Raw genomic sequence first — 19970 nt, forward strand, 5'->3', positions numbered from 1 at the left:
GATGAGTCGCAAGCGCAGCACGCGGCGCTGGTTGATGGTGCTGTTGGGCCTGATCATCATCATCGCCCTGGTGATGCTGTTGATCCGCGCTTGCACCCGGGAGACCCCGCCGGAGCCGCAGCCCCCGCCGCGGACGCGGCCGACGGCACAGTCCGCCGACTGCCCCGACGTCGAGGTCGTCGTGATCCCGGGCACCTGGGAGTCGCGCGCCGACGACGATCCGTACCAGCCGCACGCCAACCCGAGGTCGTTGATGCTGCGGGTGTCGTCGGCGCTGCAGCAGCGCTTCCCGGCCAACCGGGCGCGGGTTTACACGATCCCGTACATGGCGCAGTTCCGTAACCCGACGAACCTCGCCGACCACCAGGCCGACTACGACGTGTCCCGCCGCCAGGGCTATGCCCGCACGGCCGGACACATCACCGCGCTGAACAAGCGCTGCCCGATCACGACCTTCCTCGTCATGGGGTTCTCGCAGGGCGCGGTCATCGCCGGCGACGTCGCCAGCATCATCGGCAACGGCCGCGGCATCATCGACCCCGACGATCAGGACCTGGTCGTCGGCGTCGGGCTCATCGCCGACGGTCGCCGGGTCGAGGGCCAGCAGAACAACATCGGGCCCAACCCGCCGGGGCAGGGCGCCGAGGTGGCACTCGGACCGATCCTGGCGAACCGCTTCCCCGGCATCTCGATGAACGGCAAGCGCGCCGGTGGTTTCGGCACGCTGCGCGACCGCGTCCAGGGCATCTGCGCCCCCGGCGACCTCATCTGCGACTCGCCGACGATCACCAACCCGCTGCGCGCGATCGGACAGCTCGCCGGGGCGATCAACAACCCGGTCCATGCGATGTACGCCACACCGCGGTATTGGGAGGACAACGGCGCCACGGCCACCCAGTGGATGTTCGCGTATGCCGTGCGCACGATCGATGCCGCGCCGCACCCCAAGCACTTCTGACGCCGCCCGCCGGATCGGGGTTTTCGGCAATTTGGCCGGTCACAGGCCTACCGCGTACCGTAACGTCGGTTAAGTTTCAGTACGCGAAAGCAGGAGTAATCGATGACCCGGAAGTTCCGTTTCGGAGCCGGTGGTGAGGGCAACAAAGAAGAGGGCGGCGCACGCAAGTTCGTCCAACTCGCCCAGACCGCCGAGGAGTACGGGTTCGACGCTTTCGCCATCCCCGACCACCTGGGCAACCAGGTCGGCCCGCTGGCCGCGCTCGGCGCGCTGAGCCAGGCCACGAGCACCATCCGCCTGGGCACCTCGGTGCTGGCGAACGGTTTCCGCCACCCGGCCATCCTGGCCAAGGAGGTCACCACAATCGACGTGCTGTCCAAGGGCCGCATGGAGTTGGGCATCGGCGCCGGCTGGATGAAGGACGAGTTCGACAAGGCAGGCATCGAATTCGAGTCGCCCGGCACCCGCATCCGCCGCCTCGACGAGGCGCTCACCATCCTCGATCTGCTGCTGCGCGGCGAGACCGTCGACTTCGACGGCGAGTTCTACCAGATCAAGGGACTCGAGGGCAGCCCGCGCCCGCGCCAGGGCCCCCGCCCGCCGATCGCCGTCGGCGGTGGCGGTCCCCGCATGCTGAAGCTGGCCGCCAAGCACGCCGACATCATCTCGGTGGCGCCCAAGAGCTCGCCGGAGGGCAAGATGCTGCTCTCGGACATGACGCTCGACGCGACGGCCGCCAAGATCGACCGCCTCCGCGAGGTCTCCGACGCCCGGTTCGACGACATCGAACTGAACTGGACGATCGCCATGATCATCATCACCGACGACCGCACCGCGACCGCGGAAATGGCTCTCAAGGCCCTCGACGCGGGCTACCCCCCCAACATCGAGCAGGACTGCGAATTCACCGTCGACGACGTCCTGAACTCGCCGTACATCGCCATCGGCTCCTTCGAGCAGATCGCCGATCAGATCCGCCACGTGCGCGAGCGGACGTCGATGTCCTTCGTCGGAGTCTTCCCGACGCAGATGGATGCCTTTGCGCCGATCATTCCGATTCTTAAGGGAGAGTAAGATAGCCGCAGATCCGCGTCAGACTGGCACGCCGCAGACCCTTCGGGGCGTGCCGGACGATGCGCGCGATGGACCGGGAATCGCTACGCCCCCGATCTGACCACCCCGCCGCCGCCCGCGCTACCGCGCGGCCACGCACAGGAGTATGAATTGCTGAACACCGAGTTTGAACAGTTTCTCGACGAGGAGGGCAACCTCACCTTCAACGAGGAGGCCACCCTCGTCGACTACGTCGAGCGCAACGTTCGCGACCAGGCGGACACGCTCGCCTACCGGTTCGTCGACTACTCCCGCGAGAGCGAAGGCGAGTACCAGGACCTGACCTGGGCCCAGTTCGGCAAGCGCCTGCGCGCCGTCGCCGCCCGACTGCAGCAGGTGACCAAGCACGGCGACCGCGTCGCCATCCTCGCGCCGCAGTCGCTCGAGTACGTCATCGGCTTCTTCGCCGCCCTGTACGCCAGCAACATCGCGGTGCCCCTGTTCTCCCCGGATGAGCCGGGCCACACCGACCGTCTGCACGCCGTCCTCGACGACTGCAAGCCGACCGCCATCCTCACCTCGACCAAGTCCGCCGAGGCCGTCCGCGACTTCTTCGCCGACCGTCCCGCCAAGGAGCGCCCGCGCGTCATCGCCGTCGACGCCGTGCCCGACTCGGTCGGCTCGACCTGGGTCGCCCCGATCGCCGGCAAGGACCACAACAAGGACACCGTCGCCTACCTGCAGTACACGTCGGGCTCCACCCGCGTGCCGGCCGGCGTCGAGATCACCTACCTCGCGGTCGCGGCCAACGTGCTGCAGATCTACGACACGATCGAGATCGACCTCAACTCGCGCGGCGTCACCTGGCTGCCGATGTTCCACGACATGGGCCTGCTCACGGTGATCCTGCCCGCGCTCGGCGGCCGGTTCATCACGATCATGAGCCCGGCGGCCTTCGTGCGCCGCCCGAGCCGCTGGATCAAGGAGCTCGCCGCGCACAGCGACGGCGCCGGCACCTTCTCGGCGGCCCCCAACTTCGCCTTCGAGCACGCCGCCGCCCGCGGCCTGCCGAAGGATGGCGAAGAACTGGACCTGTCGAACGTCATCGGCCTGATCAACGGCTCCGAGCCGGTCACCGTCAGCTCGATGAACAAGTTCAACGACGCCTTCGGCCCCTACGGCCTGCCGAAGACCGCGATCAAGCCCTGTTACGGCATGGCCGAGGCCACGCTGTTCGTCTCCGCCACCGCGCGCGAGAACGAGGCGAAGACCATCTACGTCGACCGCGACGACCTCAACGCCGGCAAGTTCACCCTCGTCGACAAGGACGCGCCGAACGCGGTCGCACAGGTGTCCTGTGGCCAGGTCGCGATGAGCCAGTGGGCCGTCATCGTCGACCCGGAGAAGGGTGAGGAGCGCCCCGACGGCCACGTCGGCGAGATCTGGCTGCACGGCCTCAACATCGGCAAGGGCTACTGGAACAAGGTCGACGAGACCGAGGCCACCTTCCACAACAAGCTCAAGAAGCCGCTCAAGTCCGGCAGCCACGCCGAGGGCACCGAGTCGGGCGACAACTGGATGGCCACCGGCGACTACGGCGTGTGGCTCGACAACGAGCTCTACATCACCGGCCGCGTCAAGGACCTGGTCATCGTCGACGGCCGCAACCACTACCCGCAGGACCTCGAGTTCAGCGCGCAGGAGTCGAGCACCGCGCTGCGCCCCGGCTATGTCGCCGCGTTCGCGGTCCCGGCCAACGAGCTGCCGCAGGTCGTCTTCGACAACGCCACCAGCGGCCTGAAGTTCGACGCCGACGACGCCTCCGAGCAGCTGGTCATCGTCGCCGAGCGCGGTCCCGGCAAGCGCACCGACCCGCAGGAGGTCGCCGACACCGTGCGCGCCGCGGTCGCCGCGCGCCACGGCGTGATGGTTCGCGACGTGCTGCTGGTCCCGGCCGGTTCGATCCCGCGCACCTCGAGCGGCAAGATCGCCCGCCGGGCGACCAAGGCCGCCTATGTCGACGGCACCCTGCGCGGCGGCTACCAGCAGACGGCTTTCCCGGACGCACCCGACCAGTAGGCTGGGACGCGATGTCTGAATTGAATAACGCCACCGACGACGATTCGACCGCGGCGGCCGCTTCCGGCGCCGACGGCGAGACCGTGGGCGACCTCACCGTCGAGGAGCTGCGCGACTGGCTGCGCGAATGGGTCTCGGAGGCGACGGGCATGCCCGTCGACCAGATCCCCGAAGACCGGCCCATGGAGGAGTTCGGTCTGTCCTCGCGCGATGCCGTCGCCCTCGGCGGCGACATCGAGGACAAGACGGGCGTCGTGCTGACCGCCACCGTCGTCTACAACCACCCGACGATCGCATCGCTGGCCAAGCGCATCATCGAGGGCGACCCCGACGAGGGGCTGCACGAGCTCGACACCTTCTGGGAGCGCGAGCGCAACCCCGACGACGACATCGCCGTCATCGGTTTCTCGACCCGCTTCCCGAAGGCCGGCGAGACCCCGGAGTCCACCTGGGAGGCGCTCATCACCGGGCGCGACGGGATCTCCGACCTGCCCGACGACCGTTGGCTCGAGTTCAAGTCCGACCCGCGCATGCTCGAGGTGCTCGAGGAGCGCAACACCCGCGGCGGCTACCTCGACGACGTGAAGGCCTTCGACGGCGACTTCTTCCAGATGAGCCCGCGCGAGGTCGAGATGGTCGACCCGCAGCAGCGCCTGGTGCTGGAGTTGACGTGGGAGGCCCTCGAGCACGCCCACATCCCGCCCAGCGACCTCAAGGGCCAGAAGGTCGGCGTCTTCATCGGCACGTCGACCAACGACTACCAGTTGCTGGCCGCGCTCGGCCTCGGCGAGGGCACCGACGAGACCGCCGCCTACGCGCTGACCGGTACCGCGACGTCGATCGTCGCCAACCGCGTCTCCTACTTCTTCGACTTCCACGGCCCGTCGATCGCGGTGGACACCGCGTGTTCGTCGTCGCTGGTGTCGGTCCACCAGGCCGTGCAGAGCCTGCGCGCGGGCGAGTCGGACACCGCCGTCGCCGGCGGCGTCAACATGATCCTGACGCCGGCCGCGACCATCGGTTTCGACACCCTCGGCGCCGTCGCCAAGGACGGCCACATCAAGGCCTTCTCCTCCGACGCCGACGGCATGGTCCGCTCCGAGGGCGGCGGCATGTTCGTCCTCAAGCGGATGGCCGACGCGCGCCGTGACGGCGACCAGGTGCTGGCGGTCATCGCCGGTTCCGCGGTCAACTCCGACGGCCGCTCCAACGGCCTGCCCGCCCCGAATCCGGAGGCGCAGGTCGAGGTGCTGCGCGCCGCGTACACCGATGCCGCGCTCGACCCGCGCACCGTCGACTACGTCGAGGCGCACGGCACCGGCACCATCCTGGGCGACCCGATCGAGGCCGACGCCCTCGGCCGTGTCGTCGGCAAGGGTCGCGAGCCGGACAAGCCGGTGCTGCTCGGCTCGGCCAAGACGAACTTCGGGCACATGGAGTCCGCCGCCGGCGCCGGTGCGCTGGCCAAGGTCGTGTTGTCGCTGACCAACGACAAGCTGCCCGCCTCGCTGAACTATGCCGGGCCCAACCCGTACATCCAGTTCGAGGCGACCAACCTCAAGGTCAACGCCGAGAACTCGGACTGGCCGCGCTACAGCGGGCACGCCATCGCCGGCGTCTCCGGTTTCGGCTTCGGCGGCACCAACGCGCACCTCGTCGTGCGCGAGGTCCGCGACGAAGACCTGCACCCGGTGCCCGCCGCCGCGGGTGACTCCGCCGTCGACGAGGCCACGGCGCTGGCCGCCCCGGCCGACGTCGACGATGACGATGAGGAATACCTAACCGAGGCCGAGCGCGCCGTGCTGGCCGCGCAGGCGAAGAAGACCGAGGAGAAGGTCGAGGAGGTCGAGGTCGATCCGGCCGAGGGCTTCGCGCCCTGCGCCCAGGAGGGCGCGGTCATCCCGCTCGTCGTCTCCGGCTTCGTCTCCTCGCGCCGCCGCAAGGCCGCCAAGGCCCTCGTCGAGTGGCTCGAGTCGGACGAGGGCAAAAACACCCCGCTCGTCGACATCGGCCGGGCGCTCGCGCACCGCAACCACGGTCGTACCCGCAGCGTCGTCATGGCCCGCAGCCACGAGGACGCGCTCAAGGGCATGACGGCGATCGCCGAGGGCAAGAACAACCCGCTGGTCTATACCGCGGACGCCCCCGACGCGGCGTCGGCGGTCTGGCTGCTGTCCGGCTTCGGCTCGCAGCACCGCAAGATGGCCAAGCAGCTCTACCTGGAAAACCCGGTCTTCAAGAAGCACGTCGACCGCGTCGACGAGTACATCCAGCGCGAGCTGGGCTACTCGATGGCCGAGCTGTTCCTCGACGATTCGCAGACCTACGAGATCGAGACCGCCCAGATCGGCATCTACACGATCCAGGTCGCGCTCGCCGACACCATGCGGCACTTCGGCGCCGACCCCGGCGTCCTGGTCCCGCACTCGATGGGCGAGGCGTCGGCCGCGTACATCAGCGGCGGGCTGTCGCTGGCGGACGCCACCCGCGTCATCTGCCAGCGCTCGCGCCTCATGGGCGAGGGCAACGACATGCTCGAGGGCGACAACATCCGCCGGATGGCCCTGGTCGAGTACAGCGCCGAGGACATCGAGGGCGTCCTCACCGACTACCCGGACCTGGAGATCTGCGTCTACGCCGCGCCGACGCACACCGTCATCGGCGGACCCGAGGACCAGGTCGATGCGATCGTCACCCGTGCCGAGGACGAGGGCAAACTCGGCCGCAAGCTGCAGACCAAGGGCGCGAGCCACACGTCGCAGATGGAGCCGATCCTCGGCGAGCTCGCCTACGAGATCACCGGCATCGTCCCGGAGAAGCTCAAGGTCGGGCTCTACAGCTCGGTGGACCGCGAGCAGTTCTACCGCGCCGGCCACGAACCGATCCACACCGTCGAGTACTTCCTCAAGGGCCTGCGCCACAGCGTCTGGTTCAGCCAGGCGATCGCCAAGGCCGTCGAGGCCGGGCACAGGACCTTCGTCGAGCTGTCGCCGAATCCGGCGGTCCTGATCTCGGTCGCCGCGGTCACCTTCGACGCGGGGCTGCACGACGCCGAGCTGGTCGAGACGCTGCGCCGCAAGGAGGACGAGAGCAACGGCCTCATCAACGCCCTGATGAAGCTGTACGTCCACGGGCACCCGATGGACGTCGCCGCGCTGTTCGGCACCGGCGGCTTCGCGAACATCCCGCGCACCGCCTACGACCGTCGCGACTACTGGTTGACCGCCGAGCTGGCCACCGGGTCGGGCACCGGCAAGATCCCCGGCAGCCACGTCGCACTGCCCGACGGCCGACACGCGTGGGAGGTCAACGCCACCGCCGTCGACGATCCGCGCGCACTGGTCGCCGCGGCGGCGGGACAGGTGTTCGCCGACCCGACCGTCGGCGCGAGCGAGGCCTACGGCGCCTTCCCGACGTCGGGGACCGTCACCACGACGCTGAGCCCGCACCCCGGTGGCGGCTCGGTCACCGTGCACGCCCCCGAGGGCAAGGGCTTCAAGCTCCTGTTCGAGGCCGTCGTCACCGGAGCGGCCGCGAAGACCGGGGCTGCCGCGGACAAGCCCGCCGAGGCTGCCCCGGCCGCAGCCGTCGCGGAAACCGACTCCAAGGGTGCCGCCGCCTTCGCCGACGAGACGGTGATCGAAGAAGACGAGGTCATCGACAACATCGGCGACAAGTGGGATCCGGCGTCGGGCGAGAAGGTCGGCGACCGACTGGCGACCATCGTCGGCGAGTCCATGGGTTACGACCCGGAGGACCTGCCGCGCGAGGTCGCGCTGATCGAGCTGGGCCTCGACTCGCTGATGGCCGTGCGCATCAAGAACCGCGTCGAGTACGAGTTCGACATCCCGCAGCTGAACCTGCAGGCGATGCGTCAGGCGAACCTGGCCGACATCGAGAAGTTCGTGAACTACGCCGTCACCCACCGCGACGAGCTCGAGATGCTCGAGCAGAACGCGGCCGACGGCGGCGAACTCGACACCGCGGCGCTCAACGCCTACATCGACGAGCAGATCGCGAAGGAGAAGGCCGGCGAGAAGGCCGCGCCGAGCGAGCCCGCAAAGACCGCGAAGAAGGCGACCAAGAAGGCTGAGCCGAAGAAGGCTGAGCCGGATAAGGACGCCGCCAAGAAGACCACGGCGAAGAAGGCGACCAAGAAGGCCGAGCCGAAGAAGGCCGAGCCCAAGAAGGACACCGCCAAGGCTCCGAAGGCCGCGGCTGCGGTCGCACCCGCCAAGGACGTCGACATCACCGACCAGGCGTCGGTGGCCGACGCCGCCGGGTCCGACGTGCCGCCGCGCGATGCGGCCGAACGCCTGACCTTCGGCGTCTACGCGACGATCACCGGCAAGTCGGCCGGCGGCATCTTCAACAAGCTGCCCGTGCTCGAAGAGGACGTCGCGCAGAAGCTGACCGACAAGCTCAACGAGCGCACCGGCGGCGACGTCGACGTCGAGGACATCCTGGACGCCGAGACCATCGAGGAGATGGCCGAGTACGTCCGCCAGTACCTGGACTCGGGTGCGGCGACCGAGGGCTTCCTGCGCTACCTGCGCCTGGTGCCGGACGGCAAGAAGACCTACGACACCACCAAGGGCGACCCGGTGCCGGTCCTGCTGTTCCACCCGGCGGGCGGCAACACCTCGGCCTACGAGGCGCTGCTCAAGCGGCTGCCCGACGATCAGCCGGTGATCGGCTTCGACCGCGGCGTCGAAGGTCCGATCGAGGAGCGCGTCCGCGAGTACCTGCCCAAGCTGCGCGAGATCCAGCCGCACGGCCCGTACGTGCTCGTCGGCTGGTCCTTCGGCGGTGCGCTGGCCTACGGCGTCGCGCAGTTGCTGCGCGAGGAGGGCGAGGACGTCGACTTCATCGGCCTCATCGACGTCGTGCGGCCCAAGGAAGACATGGTGGAGACGCCCGATTCCAAGCGCGAGCGCCTGGAGCGGTGGAAGGACTTCGCCATCCGCAACTACGACCTCGATCCCGATGTGCCGATCCCGATGGACCGGCTCGTCGAGGCCGACGACGAGGGGCAGTTCGCGATCATCATGGAGATGATGGCGATGAGCAACACCAAGATCCCCGGCGGCATCATCGAGCACCAGCGGACCTCGTTCATCGAGAACCGCATCCTCGACCAGATCGAGCCCATCCCGTACGACGGCAAGGTGGTCCTGTACCGCGCCGACCGGATGCACGACGGTGCCATCGAGCTCGAGCCCAAGTGGGCCGAGATCGACGAGGACGGTCGTTGGGGCGAGGTCGTCGACGACCTGGAGATCGTGCACATCGGCGGCGACCACCTGTCGATCGTCGACGAACCGTACATCGCCAAGATCGGCAAGGACCTGACCAAGCGCCTGAAGAACGTCGGCGGGAAGAAGGGGTAGGCACATGGCCCGGACGACGGCAGACAAGCTCGCCGACCTCGAGCACAAGCTCGAGCTGGCCAAGGAGCCCGGCGGTGAGCGCGCGATCGCCAAGCGGGAGAAGAAGGGCATCTGCTCGCCCCGCGAGCGGCTCGACATGCTGTTCGACCCGGGCACCTTCGTCGAGATCGGTGCCCTCATCAAGGAGCCGGGCTCGGGGGAGACGGGGTACGGCGACGGCGTCGTTACCGGGCACGGCCTGGTCAACGGGCGCCCGGTCGCCGCGTTCTCGCACGACCAGTCGGTCCAGGGCGGCACCGTCGGCGAGATGTTCGGCCGCAAGGTCGCGGCGCTGATGGAACTCGCCGGCAAGGTCGGCTGCCCGATGGTCGGCATCAACGACTCGGCCGGCGCGCGCATCCAGGACGCCGTCACCTCGCTCGCCTGGTACGCGCAGATGGGCAGCCGCGGCGAGCTGCTCTCCGGTCTGACGCCGCAGGTGTCGATCATCCTCGGCAAGTGCGCCGGCGGCGCGGTCTACACCCCGGCGAACACCGACATCCTCGTCGGCGTCGAGGACAAGAGCTACATGTTCGTCACCGGTCCGGACATCCTCAAGGCGGTCAACGGCGAGGACGTGTCCGCCGAGGACCTGGGCAGCGCCCACAACCAGGCGCGCTGGGGCAACATCCACCACGTCGCCCCCGACGAGGCGGCGGCCTTCGAGTGGGTCCGCGAGTACCTCGAGTACCTGCCGTCGACCCACCACGAGCAGCCGCCGGTGGTGAACCCCGGCATCGAGCCGGAGATCACCGAATCGGATCTCTCGCTCAACGAGTTCATGCCGGACAGCGACAACGCCGGCTACGACATGCGCGACGTCATCATGAAGGTCTTCGACGACGGGCACTTCCACGAGATCGGCGAGCTGTTCGCGCCGAACATCCTCACCGGCTTCGCCCGCGCGGACGGGCACAGCGTCGGCATCGTCGCCAACCAGCCGAGCGTCATGGCCGGCACGCTGGACACCGACGCCGCGGAGAAGGCTTCGCGCTTCGTCCGCATCTGCAACGCCTTCGACATCCCGCTGGTCTTCCTGGTGGACACCCCCGGCATCCTGCCCGGACTGGCCGAGGAGTCCAAGGGAACGATCCGCCGCTCGGGCAAGTTCATCTACGCGTACACCGAGGCCGACGTACCCAAGATCACCGTCGTGCTGCGCAAGGCCTACGGCGGCGCCTACGCGGTGATGGGCTGCAAGCAGCTCGGTGCCGACATGAACTTCGCCTGGCCGTCGGCGAAGATCGCCGTGATGGGCGCCGAGTCGGCCGCGGTGCTGTTGACCCGTCGGCAGACCGAGGGGCTGTCGGCCCACGACGCGGACAAGGTGCGCCGCGACTTCATCGACTTCTACAACGTGATGATGGCGAACCCGTACCTGGCCGCGGAGAAGGGCTACATCGACGCGGTCATCGAGCCGTCGGAGACGCGGCTGCAGATCCGCAAGGCGCTGGCCCAGCTGCGCGACAAGCAGATCGCGCGCGTCCCGCGCCGCAACTACCTGATGCCCATCTGATTCTGCCCAGGAAACTCCAAGGTCGCATCGGTACACTCGATCGAGTACATGCGAATCAGACGCCAAGGACGGTCACTATGAAGCGCATCCCCGCAGCTCTCGTCGCACTCGCGGCCGGTGCGGCCATCGCCGCTGCCGCCCCGCAGGCCGTTGCCGATCCGGCTCCGGCCCCGGCCCCGGCCAACTGCAAGCTCTACCCCGAGTGCCTCTGGAATGAAGAGGGCTCGACCTGGCCCGGCGTCGAGTCGACCACGACCGGCAACGACGACGACGAGCACGCCAACCACGAGGGCCACGACCACTAAGACTTGGCCCCTCCTCGTCCGGCGCAGCGGCTCACGCCGTGTCGGACGTCATTGCCTCCTGACCTGATCCGAAGGACATTCCCCATGAAGCGCACCACCGGCGCCCTCACCGCCCTGGCGGCCTCCGCAACCATTTTCGCCGGAACCGCGGCCACCGCGGCTCCGGCGCAGGCACGGTCCCCGCTCGACTGCTCGCCCTTCCCCCAGTGCGTCGTGGACGGATTGGGCTCGATCTTCGACATCATCCGCGACCGCGACAAGCAGGAAGAAGCGCCGCGCGGCCGCGGCGACGACCGCGGCAACGGCGGTGACGGCGGCACGGTCGCCCCGGGCACCAACGACGGCGGTGGCGGCGACGGCCATGGCACCCCCGGCACCGGTGAGGGCACTGGCAACGGCACCGGCACCGGCACTGGCACCGGCAACGGTGACGGCACGGGTGCCGGCAATGGCGATAGCGGCACCGGTGGCACCGGTAACGGTGGAACCGGCGATGGCGGTACCGGCGGCTCGGGCGATGGCTCGGGTGGATCGGGCGCCGGCGCTGGTGCTGGCGGCGATGGTGGCGCCGGCGGTTCCGGTGGCGACGGCGGCGCTGGGGCCGGTGGCGGCGAGTAGCCGCACCGCGCTCAAAATCACTCGCCGCCGACGGCGCTTTTCGGGCATGCTCGATCGGTGACCGTCACTCCGCCCACCCCACAGTTCGTGGCACCTCGGCTGCCGCGCGCACTGGTGCCGTTCGCGCGTCGCCAATACCGATGGCTCGCGTTCGGCCTGATCCTCTCGATCTTCGCCGACGGCGTCTGGACCATCACCCTGGTGTGGCAGGTGATGGGCATCGGCGGCGGAGCGGGCCAGGTCTCCGCGGCCACGGCGCTCGCCGCGGTCGGGATGGTCGTTTCCACCCTGCTTGGCGGGGTGCTGGCCGACCGGGTCTCCCAACGTCGCATCGTGATCGGCCTGGAGGCGGTCAAGGCCGTCGTGTTCGGCATCGTGGCGGCGGCGTCGATTGCCGGGGTGCTCCAGCTGTGGCACGTGATCGTCGCCGCGATGCTCGCGGGCGTGACGACCGGCATGTACTACCCGGCCTACTCGGCGATGCTGCCGTCGATCCTGCCGTCGGATGAGCTGCAGGCGGCCAACGGTATCGAGGGCTTCATCCGACCCGTCGCGTACCAGGCGATCGGGCCGATGATCGCCGGCTGGGTCATCGCGGCGACCGCGCCCGGCAACGCGGTCCTCATCGCCGCGGTCGCGTCGGTCGCGTCGGGGCTCTGCTACCTCATGATGAGCCCGGTGCAGCTGCGCCAGACGCCGGAGACGCTGCGCGGCAACCCGGTCCAGGGTGTCCTGCGCGACCTCGCCGAGGGCTTCGGCTACCTCTGGAAGACGCCGTGGTTGTGGGCGACGCTGCTCTACTCGACGGTCCTGGTCCTCGCCACCATGGGCCCGGTCGAGGTGCTGATCCCGTTCCTGCTGAAGGAGCGGATGGGTGGCGACGCCGCCGATCACGCTTACGTGCTGGCGGCCTACGGCGCCGGCGCGGCGATCACCTCGCTGGCGTTCGCATCGATCCGGATGCCGCGGCGCTACCTGACTCTGATGTTCGTGATCTGGGGCGTCTCCAGCGTGCCGCTGGTCCTGGTCGGCCTCGCGGACAAGGTGTGGGTGATCGTCGTCGCGGGCTTCGTGATGGGCGTGCTCTTCGACGGCCCCATGGTCCTGTGGGGGACCCTGCTGCAGCGGCGGGTGCCGCCCGCGCTGCTCGGCCGCGTCGCGAGCCTGGACTTCTTCGTCTCCATCGCGCTGATGCCGGTGTCGATGGCGATCGCCGCTCCGGTCAGCGCCTGGCTGGGCCTCACGACGACGTTCGTGCTCGCCGGTCTGCTACCGGTGCCGCTGGCGGTGTTCTTCTACATCGCGGCCAAGCTCTGGCGCGACGAGGAGCAGCACCCGCTCGACGGCGCCCCCGAGCCGGCTCAGTAGCCCGTCGAGCGCATGGGTGCCAGGTTCCACAGGCCCATCTCGCGCTTGGTGCCGAGCTCGAGCTTGGCCGGCGGCGCGGGATCGATCTCGGTGAAGCGCTGCAGCCCGCCCCAGTCGCGGCCCCAGTTGTTGCGCAGGTAGGTCGGCAACAGGGTCGGGGTCAGCAGGGCCTCGGTGATGCCCAGCGGGCCACCGGCCTTGCCGGCCATCCAGGTCTGGCTGTTGCGGCGGGTGGCGTCGGCCTCGGGCATGATGCGCCACTTGGGCACCTCGAGGACGCCGTTCTGGACCCGGATCGGCCGCTGGCACGGGAACACGAAGCCCGGCAGCCAGTCGATGAACACCGGATCGGTCCGTCCCACGACATCGTTCAGCGTCGTCAGGCGGTCCACGCGCGGCGGCGTGACGGCCACCCATTCCTTCGTGGCATCGGAGTGGTCGTCGACGATGATGCGGACGACGTCGGCGTCGCGCGGGGCGCTGGCGATCGGGAAGCGCAGATCGCGCCAGGCCGGTGCCTCACCCGCGTCGAGCGGAGCCATGCGGCCGACCGGCACGACGGCGCCGTTCGGACCGCGGCGGCCGAACTCGAGGACCAGCTTCTGACCGGTCTTCTCCATGTTGTCGATGTCGACGGCCTGCACGGAACCGGCGACCGCGACGGTGATCAGCGGACGGTCCGTGTCGGGCTTCGACGTGTTGAACGGCAGCTGGAACCAACCGGTCTCCAGCGTCGCCGTGCCGCCCGGCGCCCCGTAGGAGCCCAGGACCGGGGTGCGCGCCGGGTCGAGGTTGAACGGCAGCAGGTTGCGCGAGCCGTTGATCGTCGCCGGGCCGGGTCCGCCCCAGGTGCCGCCGGCTGCGGACTCGTTGGCCGCGGCGCCGGGGTTCTCCTGCGACGGCAGCTCGCCGCCGTCGTCGGTGGTCGACGACTTCATGACGTTCTCCGGCAGGCCCTGCGGCGTGAAGCCCGGGCCGGCGCCCAGTCCGTCGCGGACCTCCGGCGCCGGTCGCCCGTTCACCGCGGCGGGCGGCAGCAGGCCGCTGGTGGGATCGGTGGCGACGAGGACATCGTTCGCCAGCGCGCACTCGTTGCCCGCGACGGCCCGCAGGTTGGACTTGGTCCACGACCAGCTGTCGCGCTGCACCCACGCGCCCTTGGCCAGGCTGGCGACCATGAACAGGACGCACAGCGTGGCCACGGCGGGCAGCGGGGCGATCTTGATCGGGAACTTCACCACCGGTCCGGTGCGCGTCGCCTCGTCGACGTAGTCGTCGCGGAAGTGGTAGTACAGGCCGAGCAGGGCGGTGCCGACGGCGAGCGCCAGCCAGATCCAGCTCACGTTGATGCCGGCGATCGAGACCGGGCGGTCGCGCCACGGCACGCCGTAGTTGCCGACGAACCACCACATGTTGATGCCGGCGAAGGCCATGGCGGTGACGAAGAAGACCGAGGCGGCCGCGAACGCGCGGTTGCGGCGCGACGCGAGCAGCTGCGGTGCCATCAGGGCGCCCGCGGCGGCGGCGAGGCCGCCGGCGATGCCCGCGTAGACGCCGAAGTGGTGCGTCCACTTGGTCGGCGTGAAGGAGATGAGGAACATCGTGCCGAGCATGACCGCGATCAGGCGCCAGATCGGCGCCCGGGCGACGCCGTTCGGGTGTCGGCCGCGCAACAGGCGGAACATCACGTAGAACAGCGACAGCAGCATGAGCAGGATGCCGATGCGGCGCGACAGCGTGCCGTCACCGGTCTGCAGGATCAGGTAGTAGTAGCGGATCGGCTCCTGCCACCATTCGAGCGTCGGGCCGACGTCGGCGGCGACCTTGTTGCCGGTGACCAGCGGCATGACCGACTGGTCGGCGAAGATCATGTAGAGCACCGACGTTCCGGCGGCGAGGATCGGCGCCAGCATCGGCAGCCAACCGTCGCGCTTGTGCCGGCTGACCAGCGTCTTGACGATCGGGCGCAGCCCGGCCAGCAGCGCGGCCGCGGCCATCAGGCCGCCGGGCGCGAGCGCGAGGGTGAAGGCGGCGGTGATCGCGGCGATCGCGTACGGCAGCAGCCGTCGGGTGGCGATGGCGCGCTCGACGCAGCACCAGGTCAGCAGGGCGCCGACGGCCTCGGCCGGCTCGGGGCGGATGCCGTTGTTGTAGGGCAGCCAGATCGCCAGGAAGACGAAGGCGCCGGCCCACATCGCCGGGGTGCTGTTGCGGACCGCGCGGCCCAGGCGGGGGATGACCTCGCGGCTGATCAGCCACCAGCCGAGCAGGCCCAACAGCAGCGCGGGGACGCGCATCCAGATCGCGGCGACGCTGATGTGGGTCATCCACGAGATGACCTGGAAGTGCCAGCCGAACGGGTCCTGCGGGACGCCGAAGTAGCGGAAGTAGTTGTCGGCGTAGCCGGCGTCGCCGGCGATGCGGCCGACGGTCATGTTGTAGCCGTCGTCGGAGGTGTTGGCGCCGCCGAACCACCAGAGCAGCAGGATCGTCGTGACGAGGCCGTCGAGCCAGGTGAACTTCCACCAGCCGGCGGGCAGGATCCGGCGGTGCTTCAGCCCGTCGCGCGCGTCGAGGAGGGCGAGGGCGAACAGCGACAGGATCGTCATGATGATGCCGAGCACCATCAGGGCGAACTTGAGCGAGGTGGGGCTCGTGACGTAGCGCGTGTCGACGTCGGCGGTGAGCGTCATGCCGGCCGGGGCGGCGCCGCGCAGGTCCGAGTAGACGCCGACGATCTGCGGGCGCATCTCGTGGTCGCCGGTGTGGTAGTTCAGCAGGGCGCGCGGCAGTCCGGCGTCGAGGCCCTCGATGGCCGCCCGCACGCCGTCGGCGTCACCGCGGTAGACGATGCGGCAGGCCGGGTTGGACTGGGCCGCCTGGCGCGGGGCGCTGAGGATCACGACGTTGCGATCGATGACCAGCAGCGCGTCGGACGTGGCGTTGATGAACAGGCCGCGCGCGGTGGCGGCCATGCCGTCCTTGGGGATGGTCGAGAGGACCGTGCCGCCCTCGGCGGGCAGGGTCGTCGCCGCCGAACAGGGCACGGCGACGTCGAGATCGGTGGCGACGTAGGAGACCAGCGGTGCGACGACCGATGCCGTGGAACCCGACTCCGGCCACTTGATGGTGACGGTGTCGCGGTCGACGGGCAGCACGGTCATCGCGATGGCCAGGATCGTGCCCAGCAGACCGGCGATCGTCGCGAGGAGCTTGGCCCCCCGGTAGCCGTTGTCGGTGAGGAAGCGCGGCCCCGGGTGGCGGGTAGGCGTCGTCGTCATATCAGCGTCACTCATTCTTGCCGTGCTCCAACCTGATGGATCCGGTGCGCGCCCAACCCCACTGCCTGCGCGGATCGACCGTCACGGTCGCCGGTGCGGCCGCGGGATCGCGCGGGGTCAGGCGCTGGAGGGCGCCCCACCCGCGGTGCCAGTCGCCGTCGAGGTAGCTGGGGACCGCGGCGGCCGACGTGGTCGCCTCGCTGATCCCCAGGAGTCCGCCGTCGGAGGCGCGCTGCCAGGTCTTGGACTGCGTCAGGGCGGTCGCGTAGTCCGGCAGGATGCGCCAGCGCGGCACCTCGACCACGCCGTGGCGCACGGCCATCGGGCGCTGGCAGGGGAAGTGTGCGGCGACCATGAAGTCGATCAGCGACGGATCCTGCGAGCCGACGAGCTGCTGCAGCGTCTGCACCTTGGGCGCGCGCGGCGGCGTCAGCATGATGAACTGCGACGTGCCCAGGTTGTTGTCGAGGGCGACGATGCGCATGACCTCGGCCGCGGGCGGTGCCGCCGACATCGGCACGCGCAGGTTGCGCCACGGACGGTTCGGAATGACCGGTCCGGGGTCGATGAGCTCGGTACCCGGGCCCAGCGGTTCAAACGCGCCGCCGGGGCCGCGCTTGCCGAACTGGAAGCGCAGGTTCTGGCCGAACGTGCGGGCGCCGAAGGCGTCGACCGTCGAGATGGCGCCGGCGGCCGTGATGACCAGGAGCGGCGACGACTTGCGGTCGGGCAGGCGGTACCAGTCCGACTGCAGCCGGGCCTCGCCGTTGTAGCCGTAGCTGCCGAGCACCGGGGTCGTCGCCGGGTTTAGGCCGTAGGGGAGGGCGGCGCGGGAACCGTTGACGGTGGCCGGGCCGGTGCCGCCGGTGGTGCCGGCCTCCCACGTGCCCATCACGGCGAACGGCTTCGACGACGATCCGGAGACCTGCATCTGACCGGGTCGCGAGCTGCCCATCTCGGCGGACAGGTTGGTGGTGATGCCGTCGGGGGTGAAGCCGACCGACGTGCCGCGCAGCGCGTCGGAGGCGTTGCGGCCCTCGGCGGACACCAGCATGCCGTCGTTGGCGTTGGGCTCGACGAGGACCTTGTCGGCGAGCGCGCACGGCTGGCCGCGCAGGGTCGACACGTTCGTGGAGAAGGCGGTCGCCATCGGGTAGCGGAACACCGCGGCCTTGGCGAACAGGGCCAGTTCGAGCAACACCAGGCCGCCGGCGACGACCGCGATCGGCATGCCGGCCAGCGCGAGGCGCACCCGGTTCCCGCGCTCCTCGTGGTGCTGCTGGTCGTCCTCGTGCTCGAGGCCCTTGTTCTCGACGTAGTCCAGGCGCAGGTGCTGCCAGGCGGCGAGCGCGCCGGTCGCGACGGCGAGGACGAGGAAGATCGTGGACATCGGGATGCCGACGATCACCGGGGCGCGGTCGAACCAGGCGATCCCGGTGTCGTAGAAGAACGGCCAGGCGTTCTTGCCGGCGGTGGCGGCGGCGAGCGCGAACATCAGGCCGGACACGAAGACGGTGAGGTTTCGCGTCGACCGGGCGGCCGATTGTGCGACGGCCAGGGTGGCGGTGGCGGCGACGGCCGCGGCCAGCCCGGCGTAGATGCCGAACTGCATCGTCCACTTGGTCGGGGTGAAGACCAGCAGGATCATCGTCACGCCGATGGCGCCGACCGCGCGCCAGGCGGGACCGTTGCGGACCCCGTCGATGCTGCCGCGGCGCAGCAGCACCGCGATGGTGATGAAGGCGCCGGCGAACAGCAGCAGCACCGGGACGCGGCGCGCGAGGGCGGCGTCGGGCGTGGTGACCGTCAGGAAGTAGTAGCGCAGGTACTCCTGGAACCACGGCAGGTTCGGCCCGACCTGGTAGCGGATCTTCATCGCCTCGGCGACGGTGGCCGCGGTCTGGTCGCCGAACACGGTCAGCAGCACGGCCAGCCCGGCGGCGCCGAGCGGGGCGAGGACGGCGAGCCAGCCGATCTCCTTGGCGCGGGCGACGCCGATTGCCAGCAGTGCGCGGCCGCCGACCAGCAGCAGGGCCAGGCCGATGACACCGTGCGGGGCGGTGGCGAAGGTGAAGGCGGCGGCGACGATGGCCAGGCCGACCGGCAGCAGGCGCTTGGAGGTGATGGCCGATTCGACCGCCCACCAGGTGAGCAGCGAGCCCAGGACGATCATCGACTCGCTGCGCAGGCCGCTGCAGAACGGCATCCAGAAGGCGGTGAACACCCCGGCCGCCGCCCACACCGGCCAGCCGTGGGACACGGCGGCGCCGAGGCGGGGCAGCAGCACGCGGCTCAGGATGTACCAGGAGAACAGGCCCGCGGCCAGGCTCGGCAGGTGCATCCACAGCATCGACGTCGAGACCGACGACCAGTGCGCGAGGAATTCGTAGTACCAGTTGAACGGCGCCTCGGCGATGCCGAAGAAGCGGTAGTAGTTCGGCAGGTAGCCGGCCTCGCCGGCGACGCGGCCCATGTTCAGGATGTAACCGTCGTCGGGTCCGCCGGCGCCGAGCAGCGCCCACACGAGCAGCACGCCGGTGACGGCGACGTCGGACAACCGCGGTCGGAGCGAGGCGAGGAAGCCGGTGCGCTGCGGGGCGTCCTCGTCGGCGAGCGCCTCCTCGTGGGCCGCGGCGACGGTCGGCGAGCGACGGTCGAGGAGGGCGAGGACGACCAGGGACGCGATGACCGCGAGCAGGCCGATCAGGATGACCAGGCGCTTGAGCAGCGTCGGAGACGTCTCGTAACGGTCGTCGACGTCGATCCGCGCGGACAGGCCCTGCTGGCCGGCGCGCGCGACGACGTCGCGGGGGAGCCCGGTGAAGATGCCGTCGATCTGCGGCTGGGCCTCGGGACCGGCCTTGGTCACCGGGCCGAGTCCGACGAACTGGGCGCTCGGGCCCGCGGAGTCGGAGTGGATCGCCAGCTTGGCGCAGCGGGCCAGGTCGGCGCGCGGGGCTGTCGCCAGCACCGAGTTGCGGCTCATGACGGTGACGGTGTCGCCGGCCTTGACCGACAGCCCGCGGCCACCGGGGGCGCCCGACGGCAGCGTGGTCAACACGGTCGAGTTCGGGGGCAGGTCGCGCAGCACCGAACAGGGGATGGCGATGTCGACGGACTTGGCGGTCTGGGCGATCAGCGGGGCGGTGACCGACGCGGATTCACCCAGCTCCTGGCCCTGCGGCCAGGTGATGACGGGGTCGGCGGCCTTCACCGGGAGCAGCGGTGTCAGGAGACAGGCGAGGATGCCCACGAGGCCCGCGACGATCGCGGCCAGGCGCAGGGATTTCAGCCGACTCGACTCGTCAGCGGCCGAGCCGTCGGGCGGGGTCGCCGCTGATTGCGTGGAAGACACAGACACGA

At 69.9% G+C, this 19970-nt stretch carries 10 protein-coding genes; 8 read left to right on the plus strand and 2 right to left on the minus strand.

The features are described 5' to 3' along the window. Position 1: 1 nt before the first annotated feature. The 8 genes from QM728_RS00370 (at position 2) to QM728_RS00405 (ending at position 13326) form a co-directional block, all read left to right on the plus strand. Positions 2-958, plus strand: a complete 957-nt coding sequence (locus QM728_RS00370; protein ID WP_415030073.1) for a cutinase family protein — start codon at positions 2-4, stop codon at positions 956-958. 102 nt (positions 959-1060) lie between these two features. After that, positions 1061-2032 (plus strand): LLM class F420-dependent oxidoreductase, encoded by a 972-nt coding sequence (locus tag QM728_RS00375; protein WP_415030074.1) that lies wholly within the window; start codon positions 1061-1063, stop codon positions 2030-2032. 150 nt (positions 2033-2182) lie between these two features. Beyond that, positions 2183-4090, plus strand: coding sequence for a long-chain-fatty-acid--AMP ligase FadD32 (fadD32, locus tag QM728_RS00380; protein ID WP_415030075.1), 1908 nt, complete (start codon positions 2183-2185; stop codon positions 4088-4090). Positions 4091-4101: 11 nt separating this feature from the next. Beyond that, positions 4102-9480 carry a polyketide synthase Pks13 gene (gene pks13, locus QM728_RS00385; protein ID WP_415030076.1) on the plus strand — a complete coding sequence of 1793 codons (5379 nt, stop codon included), beginning with the start codon at positions 4102-4104 and terminating at the stop codon, positions 9478-9480. 4 nt (positions 9481-9484) lie between these two features. Further along, a complete protein-coding gene (locus QM728_RS00390) occupies positions 9485-11035 on the plus strand; it encodes an acyl-CoA carboxylase subunit beta (protein WP_415030077.1) in 1551 nt (516 codons plus the stop codon). 77 nt (positions 11036-11112) lie between these two features. Beyond that, a complete protein-coding gene (locus QM728_RS00395) occupies positions 11113-11340 on the plus strand; it encodes a hypothetical protein (RefSeq protein ID WP_415030078.1) in 228 nt (75 codons plus the stop codon). Positions 11341-11424: 84 nt separating this feature from the next. Then, a complete protein-coding gene (locus QM728_RS00400) occupies positions 11425-11958 on the plus strand; it encodes a hypothetical protein (protein ID WP_415030079.1) in 534 nt (177 codons plus the stop codon). A 57-nt stretch (positions 11959-12015) separates the two neighbouring features. Further along, positions 12016-13326 (plus strand): MFS transporter, encoded by a 1311-nt coding sequence (locus QM728_RS00405; RefSeq protein WP_415030080.1) that lies wholly within the window; start codon positions 12016-12018, stop codon positions 13324-13326. Here QM728_RS00405 and QM728_RS00410 read toward each other — a convergent pair. Together QM728_RS00410 and QM728_RS00415 are read right to left on the minus strand one after the other, a co-directional pair. Continuing rightward, positions 13320-16622: an arabinosyltransferase domain-containing protein gene (locus QM728_RS00410; RefSeq protein ID WP_415030081.1), complete on the minus strand. Its 3303-nt coding sequence runs from the start codon at positions 16620-16622 to the stop codon at positions 13320-13322. The two genes, QM728_RS00405 and QM728_RS00410, sit on opposite strands and share 7 nt — an antisense overlap. Next, complete coding sequence (locus tag QM728_RS00415; protein ID WP_415030082.1) at positions 16615-19968, minus strand: arabinosyltransferase domain-containing protein; 3354 nt, start codon at positions 19966-19968, stop codon at positions 16615-16617. Before QM728_RS00415 ends, QM728_RS00410 begins: the two co-directional genes overlap by 8 nt. Positions 19969-19970: the final 2 nt, after the last annotated feature.

The sequence above is a fragment of the Gordonia sp. (in: high G+C Gram-positive bacteria) genome, assembly GCF_047602025.1.
Classification (GTDB): domain Bacteria; phylum Actinomycetota; class Actinomycetes; order Mycobacteriales; family Mycobacteriaceae; genus Gordonia.

Coding starts and splice junctions, on each gene's coding strand:
- QM728_RS00370 (WP_415030073.1), top strand. CDS start 2: ATGAGTCGCAAGCGCAGCACGCGGCGCTGGTTGATGGTGCTGTTGGGC.
- QM728_RS00375 (WP_415030074.1), top strand. CDS start 1,061: ATGACCCGGAAGTTCCGTTTCGGAGCCGGTGGTGAGGGCAACAAAGAA.
- pks13 (WP_415030076.1), top strand. CDS start 4,102: ATGTCTGAATTGAATAACGCCACCGACGACGATTCGACCGCGGCGGCC.
- QM728_RS00390 (WP_415030077.1), top strand. CDS start 9,485: ATGGCCCGGACGACGGCAGACAAGCTCGCCGACCTCGAGCACAAGCTC.
- QM728_RS00395 (WP_415030078.1), top strand. CDS start 11,113: ATGAAGCGCATCCCCGCAGCTCTCGTCGCACTCGCGGCCGGTGCGGCC.
- QM728_RS00400 (WP_415030079.1), top strand. CDS start 11,425: ATGAAGCGCACCACCGGCGCCCTCACCGCCCTGGCGGCCTCCGCAACC.
- QM728_RS00410 (WP_415030081.1), bottom strand. CDS start 16,622: ATGAGTGACGCTGATATGACGACGACGCCTACCCGCCACCCGGGGCCG.